The organism is Streptomyces humi, assembly GCF_001005085.2.
Classification (GTDB): domain Bacteria; phylum Actinomycetota; class Actinomycetes; order Streptomycetales; family Streptomycetaceae; genus Streptomyces; species Streptomyces humi.
Genome location: NZ_LBMU02000027.1, coordinates 230,106 through 244,390, shown reverse-complemented (window position 1 = coordinate 244,390; position 14,285 = coordinate 230,106). Strand labels below are relative to the sequence as shown.

Here is a 14,285-nt window from a genome sequence, read left to right as displayed (position 1 = left end):
TCCCTGACGATCAATTACGCAGGTCAGGGGGAGGGAGGCGGGTCAGGGAGGGGTTCAGGGAGTTCTCCCTGTCTCCCTGACCCGCCGGGGTTCGGCTCCCTGTCATTCGGAAGCGGAAGCGGAGCCCTGCTCGTTGCGGTCGGCGAGCGCGCGGGCGATGCGGTCGCGGGCGATGGTCATGACGCCGTCGGACTTGTACGGCTCAGCGCCGGTGCCCTCCAGCACGCGGGTGAGGTCCAGGAACGACCACTTCCCGTACGTGCCGGCGTCGAGCGCTCCGAGGCGGGCCAGGACGTCCTTGGTGCGCACGCGGGCCGCGTCGCCCATCACCTGCGCGATGTCGGCGAGCGGGTCACGTGCTTCGTCCCGCTCGATGGCGTGCAGGGTGGTGACGCCGTCGCGTAGGGCCTTGGCCCGCTCGCAGATCTCGTACGCGGTGTCGGTGTCGATGTAGTGCGTGCGCACGGTGATGGACGACTGGCCGGCCGGGATGTCGATGCCGTCCGAGGCGACCACGACCGTGCCCTTGTCCAGACCCGGGCGCAGCAGGTTGGGCGCGGCGCCGCCGTCCACGGCCTTGTCCCCCAGCGCCATGCGGGCCTGAGACTCGGTGCCCAGCGCGAGCGAGGCACGGGTGTGGGCCCCCTCGCGGACCAGCTTGGGAAGGTTCTGGTCGGTCGGGTCCTGCGTGCCCTGCCACATCAGCACGTTGACCGCACGCCCCTGGTTGTGGATCTTGCGGACCGCCATGAAGTACCGGGACGTGGCCTTGGACCCGCCATACGGCCGCTTCTCCTCGTCCTTGAGCGGGCACATGAACGCCACCTGCGCCTCATCGACCAGCACGATCAGCGGCGGGAACTCGGTACCGGGCGGCTCCTGAAGACGGCGGTTCATCTCGTCCACCGCGCTCTCCACCATCTCGGTCACCTCGATCACGTGCTCATCCGTCGGACCCTGGATCAGCACCCGCGCCCGACCCTCGAACATCGCCCAGTCCCCGGCGCCCTTGAGGTCGCCCATCAGGAACTCCACCGACCGATCCAGCGCCAGCCACAGGGCGAGCGACCGGAGCGCGGCGGTCTTGCCCTGGTTCGACAGACCCGTGATGAGCAGGTGGCGCTGATACAGGCTCAGGGCCGCCGCGTCCCCGCGCAGGTCCTGCCCCCACGGCGCCTTGCCCTTCTTGTAGTCGGTGGTCATCGTCTCGTCGGTGACCAGCGGAGACGGACCGATCGGCTCATCGAGCGCGCCGGAATCGGCGACCCACAGGCGGACCGTGCGCGCGGCCACGGGGAGCATGATGAACACCTCGTGCTCGTGCCGGGTCAGGTTCTCCGCGAGCTTCCGCCGGCGCTGCTGGATCTCGTTCGTGGACACCCCGGACGGCAGCGTGACGTCGACTTCCACGCCGCATCCGGCGATCCGGATCGGACCGAGCATCGACGCGCCCGCGTCGCCCATCTCCTTGATGGCGTTGCGCAGCGCGGGCACCCCCAGGTCGCGCAGGGCCTTGACCACGATGGACGGGGTGATCGGCTCACCCTCGCTCGATCGCTGGTGCTCGGGCATCGACCACGACGGGGCCGCCTTCTGGTGCGCGCCGACCGACCACAGCGCCAGCAGCGCGAGAAAGGGGGCGATCGTGAGCGCGGGCCCCCACACGATCTGAATGATCCGGATCAGGGTGGCGATGAAGTCGATCGTGGCGGCGAGCGGGGTGATGACGTCGACGGGGTGCTTGGTGTTGATGGCCATGATGATCCCGAGCCCGATTAGTGCTCCGACGCCCATGCCGGCGCCAACGGCGACGCCCTTGGCGGCTTCCACCGGGGAGTGCAGGAGGTCCATGCGGCGGTGGTGGCGTGCCTGCCGGAACCGCTGGAGCCGTTCCTCCCACTCCTCCGCAACCTCCAGGTTCCCGGCCACCTCAGCGGCCCGGATCATCCGCTCGTACCGGGCTCCGGTCCGGCCGTCCCAGGTGCGGCGGGCGACGATCCGGCCGCCGTTGAACGTGTAGAGGGAGTGCCGGGCGACCGCGCGGACCACCGTCTTCGTGTTCTCGTCCGTTGCGGCCGCCTTCACCGCACGCCCGGAGCGCACCCACAGCGGCAGCCGCGGGGCGGGCGCCGGGTCGGGAACGACCGTGAGCACGGTCGGGGCGTTCTCCCCGGCGGGCGGGTCGGTGGGCTTGTGGAGGTTGATGACGTTCTCGGTCATGCTGGAACTTCTCCTGACTGCCCCCGAAGTGGGGGCGGGATGAGTGGGAGAGCACCGGGGCGGGCCGGGTCCGTGGAAAGAGCGGCCCGCCCTCGGCGGTGTGGCTGGTCAGAACCAGCCGGAAGACTTCTTCGCGGCCTTGGCGCGGGCGTACTCCGTGACGATCCGCTGCCGCTCCCCGTACAGCGCGGACAGTTCGGCGGTCAGCCGGGTCTCGGCGGCGGACCCGATCGTGTCCATGCGGGTCTCGGCACGGCCGGTGCTGCGGCCCTGGTGGATGCTGCGGGCGCCGCCGGCCATGGCGCGGGTCATGGCGAGGCGTTCGCGGCTGGTCAGCGGCCACCACTCGCCCCGGCGGACCGCTTCCAGCTTCTTCGCGGTCTTCTCGATCTCGCGGTCCACGCGCTTGGTGTCGGGCTTGCCCATGTCAGGCGGTCCCTTCCGGGTAGGCGCACGGCGCGCAGCTGCCGAGCGCGGCGGGGATGACGTAGCCGGCGTCACGCCGGCAGGAGGGGCACATGCGGCGGGCGGCATTGGCCTTGGCCAGCGCCGCCCACCGGCCCGGCGTCATCGGCCGGACCGGTTTGGCCAGGTCGACGCGGTACAGGTACGCGACCAGCGGGCCGCGCCGGCGGCGGGGGCGTTCGAGCTGCGCGGCAACGTCCTGACCACCGGGGCGCAGGCCACGGGCCCGAAGCTGGCGGCGGGTGGCGTAGCCGTCCGGCGCCAGGCGCCACCGGTAGACGGGCAGCGTGCTCACGCCGCGCCGCGCCGTCCGGGACGACGACCGGCCACCGACCCGAGCAGCCGCCCGAGACGGGCCCGCCGGGGACCGGACCGGCCGGAGCGCTTCGCCGCGTACATGGCCTCATCGGCGCGGCGCAGCAGCGCGGACAGATCCTCGCCCGGATGGTCACCGGCCCTCACCCAGCCCAGGGACACGGTGGTGTGCAGGTCGGGGGCGGTGTCGACCGGCCGGGCCAGGACACGGGCGAGGGTGTGCAGCCGGTCCGGCATCGTGCCGTCGCGGTCGATGACCACGGCGGCGAACTCGTCACCGCCGAGCCGGCCCGCCACACCGCCGGGGGTGGTGCCGTGGGCGAGGCGGGCGGCGACCGTGGCCAGCAACACGTCACCGGCCGCATGGCCGTGGCGGTCGTTGACCTGCTTGAAGTGGTCGACGTCCGCCAACACCACCACGGCGCGGGAGTCCCGGAGCAGACGGCGGGCCCGGCGGGTGAACGCGTCCCGTGTCCACAACCCGGTGAGCGGGTCACGGCGGGCCGTCGTCAACCGGGAGTGCAGCCACCGGGCATGAACCGCCCACCCGAGCACGGGCAGGGCCGGTAAGAGCGCGGCGAGGCTGCTCACGGCGCCACCACCCCGGCGGCGCGTTCGGTGAGCAGAGCATCCCGCAGCATGCGGGCGTTGGCGGGCGACGTGCGCAGGGCCCGGCGGATACCCTCTCCGGTCACCTCAGCGTCCGTCAGACCGGCCGTCGCCTTCCGCGCTTCGGCCATGAGCTGATCGGGAGTGCGGCGGGTGCGGGGCGACTTCGCGGCGACCGGCACACGACCGGTTGCCCGACGCGGCGCGGTCGACGCGGCCGGGACCGATCGGGCGGGTGCCGGGGCGATCGGGACCGGCTTCACAGTCGGGACGACGGCGGGCATCGGCTTCATGCCGGTACCCGACTTTCCCAGGTCGACGGGCGCAGGATCGGGCACCGACAGCCGTGCCACCACGACCGTGGGCATGCTCGATACAGGCTGGTCAGAGGTAGACCGTTCTCGACTACTTCCGGTGGATTCATCCGCATTCGTGACCGGGGCGGGGAGTGCGGCGGCGGTGCCGAACATCGACGCGAGTGCCGCGTCCGCGCCAGCAGTGACCCGCTGGCGCTGCACGTTCAGCAGACTCGATCCCAGCACGGTGTCTCCGACACCGACCTTGCGGGCCAATCGCCACGACTTCCGCTCCGACCACCACTTGACCCGATCGCTCGGGTGGTGAGCAGCACGGGCGCGGTGGTAGGCGAGCGCCTGCACGATGTCGGCGGTGCGCTGCTCGTGCTCCGCGTCCCGGCCATCGGTGTGCACCACGATCCGTCGCGCGAGGAACGCCATGCCCTCCGCCGACACGGACATACCCAGCGGAGTCAGGGCGTAGATCACAGTCCGGCCGAAGTCGGGTGCCGCCGTGGCGCCCATGACGGCAGCGGCCGCCGGCAGCGCCCACAACCCGATCCGGATGACGCGCGGCGAGGACTGCCCCAGCAGCGTCAGACCGAGCAGGACCAGGGCGAGAACCGCCGTGGCACCCTCACCCGCGCCCAGGGCGCCCAGGGCGGTGCCGGTGCCGTATGCGTGCCCGATGTTGCTGTACGTGCCGATCCCGCCGACCACGCCCGTGGCGAACATCGGAACGAACGCGGCGGACAGAACGCCGATCTGCACCTTGTTCAGGGGCTTGGGCTCGTTCATGCCGCACCCCCCAGCGCCAGCACCACCGCGAGGACCAGGAGGGCGCCGCCGGCGCGGGTGAGGTCGACCGCGCGGCGCAGGCAGGTGAATTTGACGACCGCGAGCCGGGAGAGGCCGGCGATGTCTGCGGCGAGGTCCGTCGACAGGCTTGCGGTGATCTGCTCGGGGGTCAGGGTCGCCCACAGCGGGAACCCATGACCGCCGTTCAGGTTCGGCCGTACCGACGTCAGCAGCACGCTCGCCGCACTCACCAGCAGCGCCATGCCCAGCACGCCGACGACGACCGCCGCCGGGGTGAGGGGCAGGGAGCTGCCGATGGTCCATGCGCCGGCCAGGACAGCGCCGACGAACGCGAGCAGCAGCGCGGTCTTGTTGTCCGTCCGCGCGATCTCCGCACGGACTTCGGCGTGCGCGGCGGTCAGGGTCTGTCCGGTCGGGGCGCTCATGCGGCACCGCCGGGCAGGCTCGTGTCGGCCGTGCGGTTGACCAGGGCCAGCCGGGCGGCGAGCGCCCGGCGGCGGGCCCGGCGGATCCGGCGGGCGTCCAACTCGGTCGGGGTGCGGTCCAGGGTGGCGATCTGCGCGTCCAACAGGTCGACGTCCGCCAAGATCAGGGGCATCTCCTGCTCGATCGCGTCGAGTTCCGCCGCCGTCGGTTCGATCCAGTCGGCGAACGCGGTAACGGCGTCCTGAACAGTGACGATGGGGTTCATGGGTCGTGGTTCCTCTCGCAGGGTGAACGGCCCGAACAGCACCCACCGGAGTTGCCTCTCCGGTGGGTGCGCGCCGTTGGTGGGGAAAGCCGCGCGTCGCACGCGGCACGGCCACTAAGGAGTGGCCGAAGTGCCCCGGACCGGACTCGAACCGGTCGGGTTGCCGTACGGGGCACGCCGGTCTTCTCCGCCTTGTTTCCGACCCCTTCGGGCAGGCGGACCACGGGTTACCGGCAGTTCCCTGTGTGAAGTTCTCAAAGATCAATCGCTTCCTTCGAGCCCGTTTCACGGAGCCCTCCGGGCGTTCATGCAGTACCTGTTTTACAGGTACTGCATAGTGGTCCGTCAAGTCTGTCGACGGAACTCCTTGACTTCACGCCAGGACTTCTTGGCGCACACTCAGAATCGCCCCAGGTCAGGGGAGTTGTTGACCCCCTGCATGGACAGCTTCGGGAGTTCTGGCTACGGTCAAGACGTCCCTAGACGTCCCAACGGGGGTTCAGATGTCCAACGAACGATTGCGCTCGGCGCTGTTAGCTCGGGGCATGACGGTTCAGGGGCTGGCCGAAGCGATCGAGGTCAACCCGAAGACCGTGGAACGCTGGATCACGCAAGGCAAAGTGCCGTACCGGCGCCACCAGTACGCGACGGCCACCGTGCTCAAGGTCGACGTCACCTCACTGTGGGACGACGACCGCACTATCGACAGCGCAACTGACTTGTCCAAAGCTGAGATTGGCACGGTCTACCCGCACCGGCACACTGTGCCGTCCGGGCTGTGGCGCGAGATCTACGGCAGGGCACAAAAGACCCTTGACGTGCTCGTTTACTCCGGTCTGTTCCTGTCGGAAGACCCGCTGTTCCATGACCTTCTCAAGGCGAAGGTAGCGGCCGGCGTCCGCGTGCGGATCCTGCTCGGGGAGCCTGGTAGCGCGGCCGTGCGGCAGCGCGGGATAGACGAGGGTCACCGGATTATGGACGGAAAGATTCGCAACGCCATGGTGCTCTACCGTCCGCTCATGCGGAGCCACCCTGACATCGGGTTCCGGCTGCATGACTCGACTCTCTACAACTCGATCTACCGCGCTGATGACGAGATGCTCGTCAACCCCCACGTCTACGGCATCGGCGCCTACATGGCCCCCGTGCTACACCTGCGTCGCCTGGCCGACGGTGGGCTGTTCGACACGTACGCGAATAGCATCGAACACACCTGGGAGAACGCGCGCCAGATCACCGACGCGGACTTTGCGAGCAACACGGGAGCCTGACCATGGGGCGGATCGACTACCTTCACGACCCCGACGCGCCGCCGGCCAACTCGGTTGTGCCGTCCGTCGTCGCGTTCGTGCAGAACGACGCGGGGGAGGTGCTGATGATCCGGCGGTCAGACAACGGCCGTTGGGCTCTGCCCGGCGGTGGTCACGACGTGGGGGAGTCCATCAGCGACACCGTCGCGCGGGAGGTCTGGGAGGAGACGGGGATCAAGGCGGAAGTCCTCGACATGTCCGGGATCTACACCGACCCCGGTCACGTGATGCAGTACGACGACGGCGAAGTTAGGCAGCAGTTCAGCATCTGCTTCCGGGCCCGTCTTGTCGGCGGTGAGGTGCGTACGAGCAACGAGACGACAGAAGTCCGTTGGGTCACCCCGGCAGACCTGTCTCAACTCGACATACATCCCACGATGCGGCTCCGCATCGAGCACGCCATGGACCGGGCGCGTACCGCCCCCTACATTGGCTGACGCTTGGCGGCGGCCACCCGTTCGAGCACTCGCGAAGTGCTGGCGAGGATCTCCGGTTCGGCTCGCCGGATGAACATCCCGATCAGGCTGTCAGGCCCGTACCGTCCGGTGATCTCGTTCACCCGGTCGATCGGGTTCGTGGACGTGCCGTCCGGTGTGGTGTTCATGTCGCAGAAGCACAGCGCGTCATTGAGATGCGCGTGTTCGCGGGGAAACTCGCCCTCCAACTCCTCACGCAAGCCCCGCGCGTCGGCCTCCATCCACGAACACGAGTGGTGGGCAACCAGGTTGATGACTCGCTCATCAGCCTTGGCGACGTCTCGGAGGTAGCGTGCGCCGTCAAGCGGATGAAAGCCGGTCTTGACCAGCGAGGGGGAGTACCCGATGTCATGCAGGACGGCCGCGGCTTCCAGCAACACGGCATCCTCCCCGAGGATGGGCGCGATCGTGCGGGCCCGTTCGGCGACGCCCTGTGAGTGTCGCCATCGGCGGGGCAGCGACTCAGCCAGCAACGACTCAGCCAGGGGATAGGCCCACTCTGTCAACAAGCTAGGAACGCTCCTCTCGAATCGGCACCGCGCGGACTGTCCGCACCTTGCCCTGTCCTCCGCTCGCTAGCACGCCGGCAGACTCCATCTTGTCCAGAGCCTTGGTCACTGTGGGGCGTGAGACCCCGAATCGCGTAGCCAGCACGGAGGCACTGGGGAACGCTTCCCCTACTTCCAGCTTCTCAGCCGTGATGATGTCCGTGATCTGCTGTTCCAGCGGGCGTCGGTCCACGGGGGTGCCGGATCGCACGACTCGCCATCGGCCGCCCTTCGCCGGTTCGGCCACGCCTTCCCGACGCAGGACGCCGAACGCCCGGACCGCGACCCCGCGTGAGACCTTGTGATCGCGCATGACCTCAGCCAGCGACGGAAGTTCTGTCATGGTCGGGTCATCTTCGATCTGCTGCTTCACTGAGTGGGCAATCTTCAGGAAGGTTCCCCGAGGGTTGGCCTGCTCCGGCACCCGCTCTCCCTCTCTGTTCGTTCGTGGTCTCCTCAAGGCTCCCACGACCTGCGACCGTTGCGGAGGGGCCCGGACGGGATGCAACACGCAAGGGCGCACTAAATCGCTGTCTCGATCTGCCTGATGCGGGCAGGTGCTCAGCCGTCCCCTGACGCCTGTCTCATTTGAGTTGACCAGCGGCGAGCCGCGCGCTGAGCGTCGCGTAGACCTTGTTCGTCATGGGCACTCCATCTGCGGAGCACTCTCGATCCGAGACGGTGCGTACAGCTTGCCGAAGGAAGGCTTCGCAGGCCCCGTATGGGGTTCATCTGGGGAAACTGCGGATCCTAAGGTCCTAGTTGGGGCATCATGAGTGCTCACCAGAACGGTGCCGTGGGGGGTACAGACGCATGCAGATTTTCATCAGCTGGTCGGGGGACATGGCGAAGCTGTGCGCGGAAGCGCTCCGAGACTGGCTGCCGTACATGAATAACGCCATCTCCCCGTTCGTCTCATCTCAGGATATTTCGAAGGGGGAGCGAGGGCTCGCTAAAATCGCGGGCCAGCTTCAAGAATGCTCGTTCGGCATTGTCTGCGTAACTCGTGAGAATCAATCTGCACCCTGGATTAACTTTGAATCAGGGGCCCTGTCGCGCGAGTTGGGGGAAAGTTCACTGATTCCTTTCCTGCTAGATATGCAAGTAAAAGATCTTTCTTCTGGGCCTCTTACTCAATTCCAAGCGGCTGATAGCTCGAACGAAACCGACGTATGGGCGATGGTAAAGTCCATCAATGAAAAATGTGAGCCGCCTGTCGAACAGGCAAGGCTGCGGACGATGTTCGACAGGTTCTGGGGTGACTTGGCAGTCCAATTGACCTCGATCCGGAACGCGAATCCACCTACTGAAACTGCGCAACGGGAGGTTCCCGAGATTCTTGATGAACTAGTCAAGCTGGCGCGAGAACAACACACGCGGATCGGTGCTCTGGAAAAGTCGATCGGAAGCACCGGGGGAACCACATCCCACTATACGATTAACGACCCGAAGGAAGTTCGGATCACCAGTGATGCAGACGATTCATCGACAGTCGCTGGTCGAAGGGAACGAGCCAAGCGGGTGGGGAGCATGGCCCGGGAGTTGATCGGTGGGCGTTCGCGTGTAACGAAATCCGTGGTTGTCGGTGGTGGATCGCAGATCGAGTTTGTGTGCACCGAAGAGGGGATTTTGAAGGCGCGTGCAGTAGCGCTCGAACTCTCAAATCTTGCGGTAGATTACATGGTTGGCATTACGCTTTATAGGCCGGACGGCACAGAGGAAGCTTCTTACCCGCCTTTCTAGTCACCCTTAAAGAGTATTCAGGGTATCGCGATGACTCGCTTGGTTGCCATCTTCCGTTCGCGGCGAGGGTGGGCGCTCCTCTCTGCGCACTTTTCATTCTTCTTCGCCGCGTTAGCGGGAATTGTGCAACTCGTTCTGGCGGTACGGCCAACCGTTGAACTTCAGGGCGGGAGAACGATAGTCGGGATGATCGCTCTTTCTTGCCTGTGGGCGCTCATGCGATCTGCTCCTCGTCAATCAATCGGTCGACATTTCAAACAGCCTGACTTTTCTGTAACTGTGAAAGTGGGGGATTTGTTTGCCGAGCAGTCTGACCTGATTATCGGCTTCACGGATGTTTTCGATACTTCGACTGAAGCCGGGGATATTATCGCTCCTAGAAGCGTACAGGCCCAGTTTCTCGACAAAGTTTTTAGCGGGGACGCTTCTGCTCTCGATGCGGCTCTGGAAGTGGCGTTGAGTGGCGCGGCCATCCGTGAGTCGGAGAGCGAAGTCAGTAAGCCAAGGGGTAAGCGCGATCGTTACCCCCTAGGCACTGTCGCTGTTGTTGCCAAGGGGGCGAATAGATACTATTGCGTCGCGTACTCGCACATGAGTAATGACCTAGTTGCTCGATCAAGTGTTGATTATCTCTGGCAGGGTCTAAGCAGCGTGTGGTCGGCAGTCGCTTCGAGTGGTCAATTGCAGCCCGTGGCGGTTCCTGTCCTTGGATCTGATCTTGCGAGAGTTGGAAGTCTTGGGCGCGAGAGTCTGATCAAAATGATCATACTCTCATTCGTGGCCAGTTCTCGCGTTTCCTTGATTTCTAGAAAGCTGACAGTAGTCGTGCACCCATCCGGTGCCGACGAGGTGAACTTGAGTGAAGTGCAGGCATTTCTCGGCTCGCTTTGATGACCAATTGGTCAATCGGTTGGATTACGTGCCGGTGCTGAGAGCGGCACGGGAGCACTTTGGGGTGGTCTCAATTGTGGTCTCGCTAGCCGGTCGATCCGACCTTGTCCATAGACATCCGCTCTCATCCGAATAGCCGTCTGACCTGGGTCCCAACTACCGCCATGGACGTCCCCGGACCAAGATCGGACAACTTGTAATGCGTAGGTCGTCGGTTCGAATCCGACAGGGGGCTCGGACAAGGCCAGGTCACACCTCGTGACCTGGCCTTTCGGTTTTTCCGAGTGGTCCGCATCGGCCGTCGCGACGCGGGCACTCGGCTGCGAGCACCCCCTGCCGTCGGAGCCGGCGCCGGTGCGAATCTGCTCGCCGCCCAGGAAGGTGCCGTGACCATGGCTGAGGGTGCGGATCCGTCGGACGACGTACGGCTCTCCCCGTACGAACGCCTCGCGCTGTGGGGGATCGAGGCCGAGTTGCGCCGCGACCGTCGCTTCGCCCGCCGGATGGGCGCCCCGCCTGCCCGGGGCTGGCTGGGGCTGTCGGTCGCGCTGCTGGGCGTGGCGTCCGTCTTCCTGATGGTCGTGGGCATCCGGACCTCGGACCCCGTGGTGCTGTGGTGCCTCGCCGCGGTGTGGCCGCTGACGTTGGTGCAGGGGATACGGCTGCTGTGCCACCCCGGCCGCGACGGGCGCCCCCGGAACCGGTACCGCCGATGCGGCTGAGAACCAGCGACGTGCGCGCCCCGGGACACGGCCGGCGGCGCTGCGGTCGCGGCTTCCGCTGTCTCGACACCGCGGGACGCACGGTCACCGATCCGGCGGGCCGCCGTCAGTACCTCTACCACCAGCGGTTCCGCGAGCAGCAGGAGGCGGCCAAGCGCGACCACGTGCTGGAGGCGGCCCGGCCACCCAGGGGCCCGTGGAGCAGGCGGTGTCGGGGCTGCTCGGCCCGTGACCGCGGTGGCCGGTGTTTGCTCGCGGGGCGGCGGGTACTCGGCGAACAGGCAATACGCAGAGAGAAGATGAGACGCCGTGACCAGGCCAACCGCACAGAAGCCCGCCCTGCGAGTGGCGAGGACCGGCTGGGCGAAGAAGCGTCATCTCCCGCGCAGGGGAGTACGTACCTGTGTGGCCGCCGTCGCGGACGAGAGCGCGTCGCCCGCCGCGCGGTCCGGCGCCGAGTGGAACATCGTCAGAGGTGACGACTGAGCGACGGCCGGGCCCCGGGTGGTCAACGTCCCCGGGCCTGGGGGACCGTCTCCCGTGTGTCCTCGGTGCCGGTAGCACCGCGGACCCGGGAGACGGCCGCTGTCAGCTCCCGCTGGACCGGTTCCGGCAGCGAGGCACCCTCCACCGTCGTCACCACGTCCTCCGCCAGCCGGTGCAGTTTGAGGTTGGTGTGCTGGGAGGTGAGGACCAGTGCCTGCCATGCCTGTTCGGCGTTCAGCCCGAAGGTGGCCATGAGGATGCCGCGCGCCAGATCGATGTCCGGGCGGGTCCGCAGCGCGCGGCGGAGCTGCACGACCTCGGTCTGGAGGACTCTCTCGGGCGCCGTGTGGGACGCGTCCGTGGCGACGGCCGGCGCGGTGAAGAGGGCGTAGGTGTCCGTGAACGTCAGCAGGCGTTCCGCGGCCGGGCTGACGGCGGTGACGGTGAGCGTTCTGCCCGTGGCGGCCGCCTGACCGCGCACGGCCAGCAGCACGTTGAGCGCGGAGCAGTCCGCGAACGCCAGGCCGGAGAGGTCCAGGTCCACGCCCGCGGCCGAACGGCCGAGGGCGTCGTGCAGGGCGTGCTGGAGGGTCTGGCCGTCGTCGAGGCAGTACTCGCCGCTCAGCGCGACGGTCACCCGGTCGCCGGTCGGTCCCGCCTGCACCAGCATGGTCGCCTCCGGATCCTCTCCTCGTCTCTCCCTTCCCAGATTCGTACGAACACGAAGACGCGTCAAGACATACGTGAAATCATGTTCGTGTTTTTGTCTTCGTGAACAGACGGTCGTACGGTGGACACATGGTGGGAGTCGACGCAGTTCCCGAGCCGCACAACGGGTGGACGTTCCTCACGAGCCACGCGCGCGTGCTGGCCAGCATCGCCGACAACCACAACGTGCGGATCCGGGACATCGCGGCCCGCTGCCGGCTCACCGAACGCGCCGTCCAGAAGATCATTTCCGATCTGGAGGAGGACGGCTACCTCTCCCACACCCGCAACGGCCGGGCCAACCAGTACCGGATCGACCCCGGCAAGGTGCTGCGCCATCCGGCCGAGGCGGGGCTCACGGTCGCTTCCCTGCTCGCGATGCTGGTCCAGGTCGAGGCGGAACGCCAGGCCGGGCCGAGTCCCCAGGCAACGGAAAAGACCAGTTCACGTCGTCCGTGACCTGGTCTTTTCCGGGGTGCGGTCGGTCAGTTGGAGGTCGGGAAGTCGAACCCGGCGGCGACCTGCTGCCTGGGCTCGGGCCAGCGGGTGGTGACGACCTTGGGCCGGGTGTAGAAGCGGACGCCCTCGGGGCCGTGGATGGGGTTGTCGCCGATGAGCGAGTCCTTCCAGCCGCCGAAGGAGTAGTAGGACATCGGGACCGGCACGGGCACGTTGATGCCGATCATGCCGACCTTGATCCGGCGCTGGAAGCGGCGGGCGGCCTCTCCTGAGGCGGTGAACAGGGCGGTGCCGTTGCCGTACGGGTTGGCGTTGATCAGGTCGATCGCCTGGTCCAGGCTCTCGGCGCGGACGATCGCGAGGACCGGGCCGAACAGCTCCTCCTTGTAGGCGTCCATCTCGGTGGTGACGTGGTCGAGGAGGGACGGGCCGGTGAAGAAGCCGTCCTCGTGTCCTTCGACCTTCAGCCCGCGGCCGTCCACGACGACGGTGGCGCCCTGGGCGGCGGCGCCCCCGACCGCGTTCTCGACGCGTTCCTGGGCGGCCTTGGTGACCAGCGGGCCCATCTCGGTGCCGGGCCGGTCGCCGGGGCCGACCTGCACCTCGTTCGCCTTGCGCTCCAGGATCCCGACCAGGGCGTCGGCCGCGTCTCCCACCGCGACGGCCACGGAGACGGCCATGCAGCGTTCGCCCGCGGAGCCGTAGGCGCCGGCGGTGATGTGGTTGGCGGCGAACTCCAGGTCGGCGTCCGGGAGGACGACGGCGTGGTTCTTGGCGCCGCCGAGGGCCTGGACGCGCTTGCCGTGCGCGGTGGCCTGCTCGTGGACGTACCTGGCGATCGGGGTGGAGCCGACGAAGGAGACGGCCTCGATGCCCGGGTGGGTGAGGATCGCGTCGACCGCGTCCTTGCCGCCGTGCACGACGTTGAAGACGCCGTCGGGCAGGCCGGCCTTCTGGTACAGGTCGGCGACGAAGTTCGCGGCGGAGGGGTCGCGCTCGGACGGCTTGAGGATGAACGTGTTGCCGGTGGCGATCGCGACCGGGTGCATCCACAGCGGCACCATCGCCGGGAAGTTGAACGGCGTGATGCCCGCGACGACACCGAGGGGCTGGCGGAAGTTGTGCACGTCCACGCCACGCGAGACCTGGTCGGAGAAGCTGCCCTTGAGCACGTCGCCGAGGCCGCAGACGTACTCGACGACCTCGCGGCCGCGGGTGATCTCGCCACGGGCGTCGTCGACGGTCTTGCCGTGCTCGGCGGAGATGATCCGGGCCAGCTCCTCCTCGTGCTCCACGAGCAGCTGGCGGAAGGCGAACATGACCTGGGTGCGCTGCGAGAGCGAGGATTCCGACCAGGTCTCGAACGCGGCAGCGGCGGCCTGGACGGCGGCGTCCACCTCGGGGGCGGCACCGAGGACGAGACGGGCCTGTTCGGCACCGGTGGCCGGGTTGAAGACGGGGGCCGTCGTGGTGCCGGAGACCGGGGAGCCGTTGATCCAGTGCGGGATGGTGTTCACGGGGTGGGGT

At 67.5% G+C, this 14,285-nt stretch carries 18 protein-coding genes; 7 read left to right on the top strand and 11 right to left on the bottom strand.

All coding sequences use genetic code 11. The features are described from left to right. Window positions 1–102: 102 nt before the first annotated feature. The 7 genes from AAW13_RS13290 to AAW13_RS13260 all read right to left on the bottom strand — a co-directional run bounded on the left by AAW13_RS13290 (window position 103) and on the right by AAW13_RS13260 (window position 5,415). Window positions 103–2,220 carry a cell division protein FtsK gene (locus AAW13_RS13290; RefSeq protein ID WP_046730987.1) on the bottom strand — a complete coding sequence of 706 codons (2,118 nt, stop codon included), beginning with the start codon at window positions 2,218–2,220 and terminating at the stop codon, window positions 103–105. 108 nt (window positions 2,221–2,328) lie between these two features. Continuing rightward, window positions 2,329–2,646 carry a hypothetical protein gene (locus AAW13_RS13285; RefSeq protein ID WP_046730986.1) on the bottom strand — a complete coding sequence of 106 codons (318 nt, stop codon included), beginning with the start codon at window positions 2,644–2,646 and terminating at the stop codon, window positions 2,329–2,331. A gap of 1 nt (window position 2,647) precedes the next feature. Then, complete coding sequence (locus AAW13_RS13280) at window positions 2,648–2,980, bottom strand: RRQRL motif-containing zinc-binding protein (protein WP_046730985.1); 333 nt, start codon at window positions 2,978–2,980, stop codon at window positions 2,648–2,650. Next, the gene (locus AAW13_RS13275) at window positions 2,977–3,591 is read right to left on the bottom strand and encodes a GGDEF domain-containing protein (protein WP_046730984.1); all 615 of its coding nucleotides are present in this window, start codon (window positions 3,589–3,591) and stop codon (window positions 2,977–2,979) included. The genes AAW13_RS13280 and AAW13_RS13275 overlap by 4 nt, the downstream gene beginning before the upstream one ends. Beyond that, complete coding sequence (locus AAW13_RS13270; RefSeq protein WP_046730983.1) at window positions 3,588–4,703, bottom strand: conjugal transfer protein; 1,116 nt, start codon at window positions 4,701–4,703, stop codon at window positions 3,588–3,590. Before AAW13_RS13270 ends, AAW13_RS13275 begins: the two co-directional genes overlap by 4 nt. Further along, a complete protein-coding gene (locus tag AAW13_RS13265) occupies window positions 4,700–5,149 on the bottom strand; it encodes a Pycsar system effector family protein (RefSeq protein ID WP_046730982.1) in 450 nt (149 codons plus the stop codon). The genes AAW13_RS13270 and AAW13_RS13265 overlap by 4 nt, the downstream gene beginning before the upstream one ends. Then, on the bottom strand, window positions 5,146–5,415 hold the full coding sequence (locus AAW13_RS13260; protein WP_046730981.1) for a DUF6284 family protein: 270 nt from the start codon (window positions 5,413–5,415) through the stop codon (window positions 5,146–5,148). Before AAW13_RS13260 ends, AAW13_RS13265 begins: the two co-directional genes overlap by 4 nt. A gap of 503 nt (window positions 5,416–5,918) precedes the next feature. Between AAW13_RS13260 and AAW13_RS13255 the strand changes: the two genes are divergently transcribed. Both AAW13_RS13255 and AAW13_RS13250 read left to right on the top strand, forming a co-directional pair. After that, window positions 5,919–6,686: a helix-turn-helix transcriptional regulator gene (locus AAW13_RS13255; RefSeq protein ID WP_046730980.1), complete on the top strand. Its 768-nt coding sequence runs from the start codon at window positions 5,919–5,921 to the stop codon at window positions 6,684–6,686. 2 nt (window positions 6,687–6,688) lie between these two features. Beyond that, window positions 6,689–7,162 (top strand): NUDIX domain-containing protein, encoded by a 474-nt coding sequence (locus tag AAW13_RS13250; protein WP_046730979.1) that lies wholly within the window; start codon window positions 6,689–6,691, stop codon window positions 7,160–7,162. Here the strand turns inward: AAW13_RS13250 and AAW13_RS13245 are convergent. After that, window positions 7,150–7,707 carry an HD domain-containing protein gene (locus AAW13_RS13245; RefSeq protein WP_046731011.1) on the bottom strand — a complete coding sequence of 186 codons (558 nt, stop codon included), beginning with the start codon at window positions 7,705–7,707 and terminating at the stop codon, window positions 7,150–7,152. The genes AAW13_RS13250 and AAW13_RS13245 overlap by 13 nt on opposite strands. Before the next feature lie 4 nt (window positions 7,708–7,711). Continuing rightward, window positions 7,712–8,173, bottom strand: a complete 462-nt coding sequence (locus AAW13_RS13240) for a GntR family transcriptional regulator (protein WP_046730978.1) — start codon at window positions 8,171–8,173, stop codon at window positions 7,712–7,714. A gap of 389 nt (window positions 8,174–8,562) precedes the next feature. On the opposite strand from AAW13_RS13240, the gene AAW13_RS13235 reads away from it, so the two are divergent. From AAW13_RS13235 to AAW13_RS45900, 4 genes are all read left to right on the top strand, one after another. After that, window positions 8,563–9,492: a toll/interleukin-1 receptor domain-containing protein gene (locus AAW13_RS13235; protein WP_071659529.1), complete on the top strand. Its 930-nt coding sequence runs from the start codon at window positions 8,563–8,565 to the stop codon at window positions 9,490–9,492. Between the two features lie 186 nt (window positions 9,493–9,678). Next, on the top strand, window positions 9,679–10,383 hold the full coding sequence (locus AAW13_RS45565) for a macro domain-containing protein (protein WP_143145001.1): 705 nt from the start codon (window positions 9,679–9,681) through the stop codon (window positions 10,381–10,383). Window positions 10,384–10,775: 392 nt separating this feature from the next. Then, a complete protein-coding gene (locus AAW13_RS13225) occupies window positions 10,776–11,105 on the top strand; it encodes a DUF3040 domain-containing protein (RefSeq protein ID WP_046731010.1) in 330 nt (109 codons plus the stop codon). 309 nt (window positions 11,106–11,414) lie between these two features. Beyond that, window positions 11,415–11,591: a hypothetical protein gene (locus AAW13_RS45900; protein ID WP_167391709.1), complete on the top strand. Its 177-nt coding sequence runs from the start codon at window positions 11,415–11,417 to the stop codon at window positions 11,589–11,591. Window positions 11,592–11,613: 22 nt separating this feature from the next. On the opposite strand, the gene AAW13_RS13220 is transcribed toward AAW13_RS45900, so the two are convergent. Then, window positions 11,614–12,261 carry an ANTAR domain-containing protein gene (locus AAW13_RS13220; RefSeq protein WP_046730977.1) on the bottom strand — a complete coding sequence of 216 codons (648 nt, stop codon included), beginning with the start codon at window positions 12,259–12,261 and terminating at the stop codon, window positions 11,614–11,616. Between the two features lie 128 nt (window positions 12,262–12,389). Here AAW13_RS13220 and AAW13_RS13215 point away from each other — a divergent pair, with 128 nt between their 5' ends. After that, entirely contained in the window at window positions 12,390–12,758 is a 369-nt protein-coding gene (locus AAW13_RS13215; RefSeq protein WP_046730976.1) for a MarR family transcriptional regulator, read from the top strand. A 26-nt stretch (window positions 12,759–12,784) separates the two neighbouring features. Here the strand turns inward: AAW13_RS13215 and AAW13_RS13210 are convergent, their stop codons facing one another. Then, the gene (locus AAW13_RS13210; RefSeq protein WP_046730975.1) at window positions 12,785–14,275 is read right to left on the bottom strand and encodes a CoA-acylating methylmalonate-semialdehyde dehydrogenase; all 1,491 of its coding nucleotides are present in this window, start codon (window positions 14,273–14,275) and stop codon (window positions 12,785–12,787) included. Window positions 14,276–14,285: the final 10 nt, after the last annotated feature.

What these genes read in the sequence shown, in the direction of transcription:
- AAW13_RS13285 (WP_046730986.1), bottom strand. Translation starts at nt 2,646, where the DNA reads ATGGGCAAGCCCGACACCAAGCGCGTGGACCGCGAGATCGAGAAGACC.
- AAW13_RS45565 (WP_143145001.1), top strand. Translation starts at nt 9,679, where the DNA reads ATGATCGCTCTTTCTTGCCTGTGGGCGCTCATGCGATCTGCTCCTCGT.
- AAW13_RS13250 (WP_046730979.1), top strand. Translation starts at nt 6,689, where the DNA reads ATGGGGCGGATCGACTACCTTCACGACCCCGACGCGCCGCCGGCCAAC.
- AAW13_RS13215 (WP_046730976.1), top strand. Translation starts at nt 12,390, where the DNA reads ATGGTGGGAGTCGACGCAGTTCCCGAGCCGCACAACGGGTGGACGTTC.
- AAW13_RS13225 (WP_046731010.1), top strand. Translation starts at nt 10,776, where the DNA reads ATGGCTGAGGGTGCGGATCCGTCGGACGACGTACGGCTCTCCCCGTAC.
- AAW13_RS13270 (WP_046730983.1), bottom strand. Translation starts at nt 4,703, where the DNA reads ATGAACGAGCCCAAGCCCCTGAACAAGGTGCAGATCGGCGTTCTGTCC.
- AAW13_RS13255 (WP_046730980.1), top strand. Translation starts at nt 5,919, where the DNA reads ATGTCCAACGAACGATTGCGCTCGGCGCTGTTAGCTCGGGGCATGACG.
- AAW13_RS13220 (WP_046730977.1), bottom strand. Translation starts at nt 12,261, where the DNA reads ATGCTGGTGCAGGCGGGACCGACCGGCGACCGGGTGACCGTCGCGCTG.
- AAW13_RS13265 (WP_046730982.1), bottom strand. Translation starts at nt 5,149, where the DNA reads ATGAGCGCCCCGACCGGACAGACCCTGACCGCCGCGCACGCCGAAGTC.
- AAW13_RS13235 (WP_071659529.1), top strand. Translation starts at nt 8,563, where the DNA reads ATGCAGATTTTCATCAGCTGGTCGGGGGACATGGCGAAGCTGTGCGCG.
- AAW13_RS13260 (WP_046730981.1), bottom strand. Translation starts at nt 5,415, where the DNA reads ATGAACCCCATCGTCACTGTTCAGGACGCCGTTACCGCGTTCGCCGAC.
- AAW13_RS13290 (WP_046730987.1), bottom strand. Translation starts at nt 2,220, where the DNA reads ATGACCGAGAACGTCATCAACCTCCACAAGCCCACCGACCCGCCCGCC.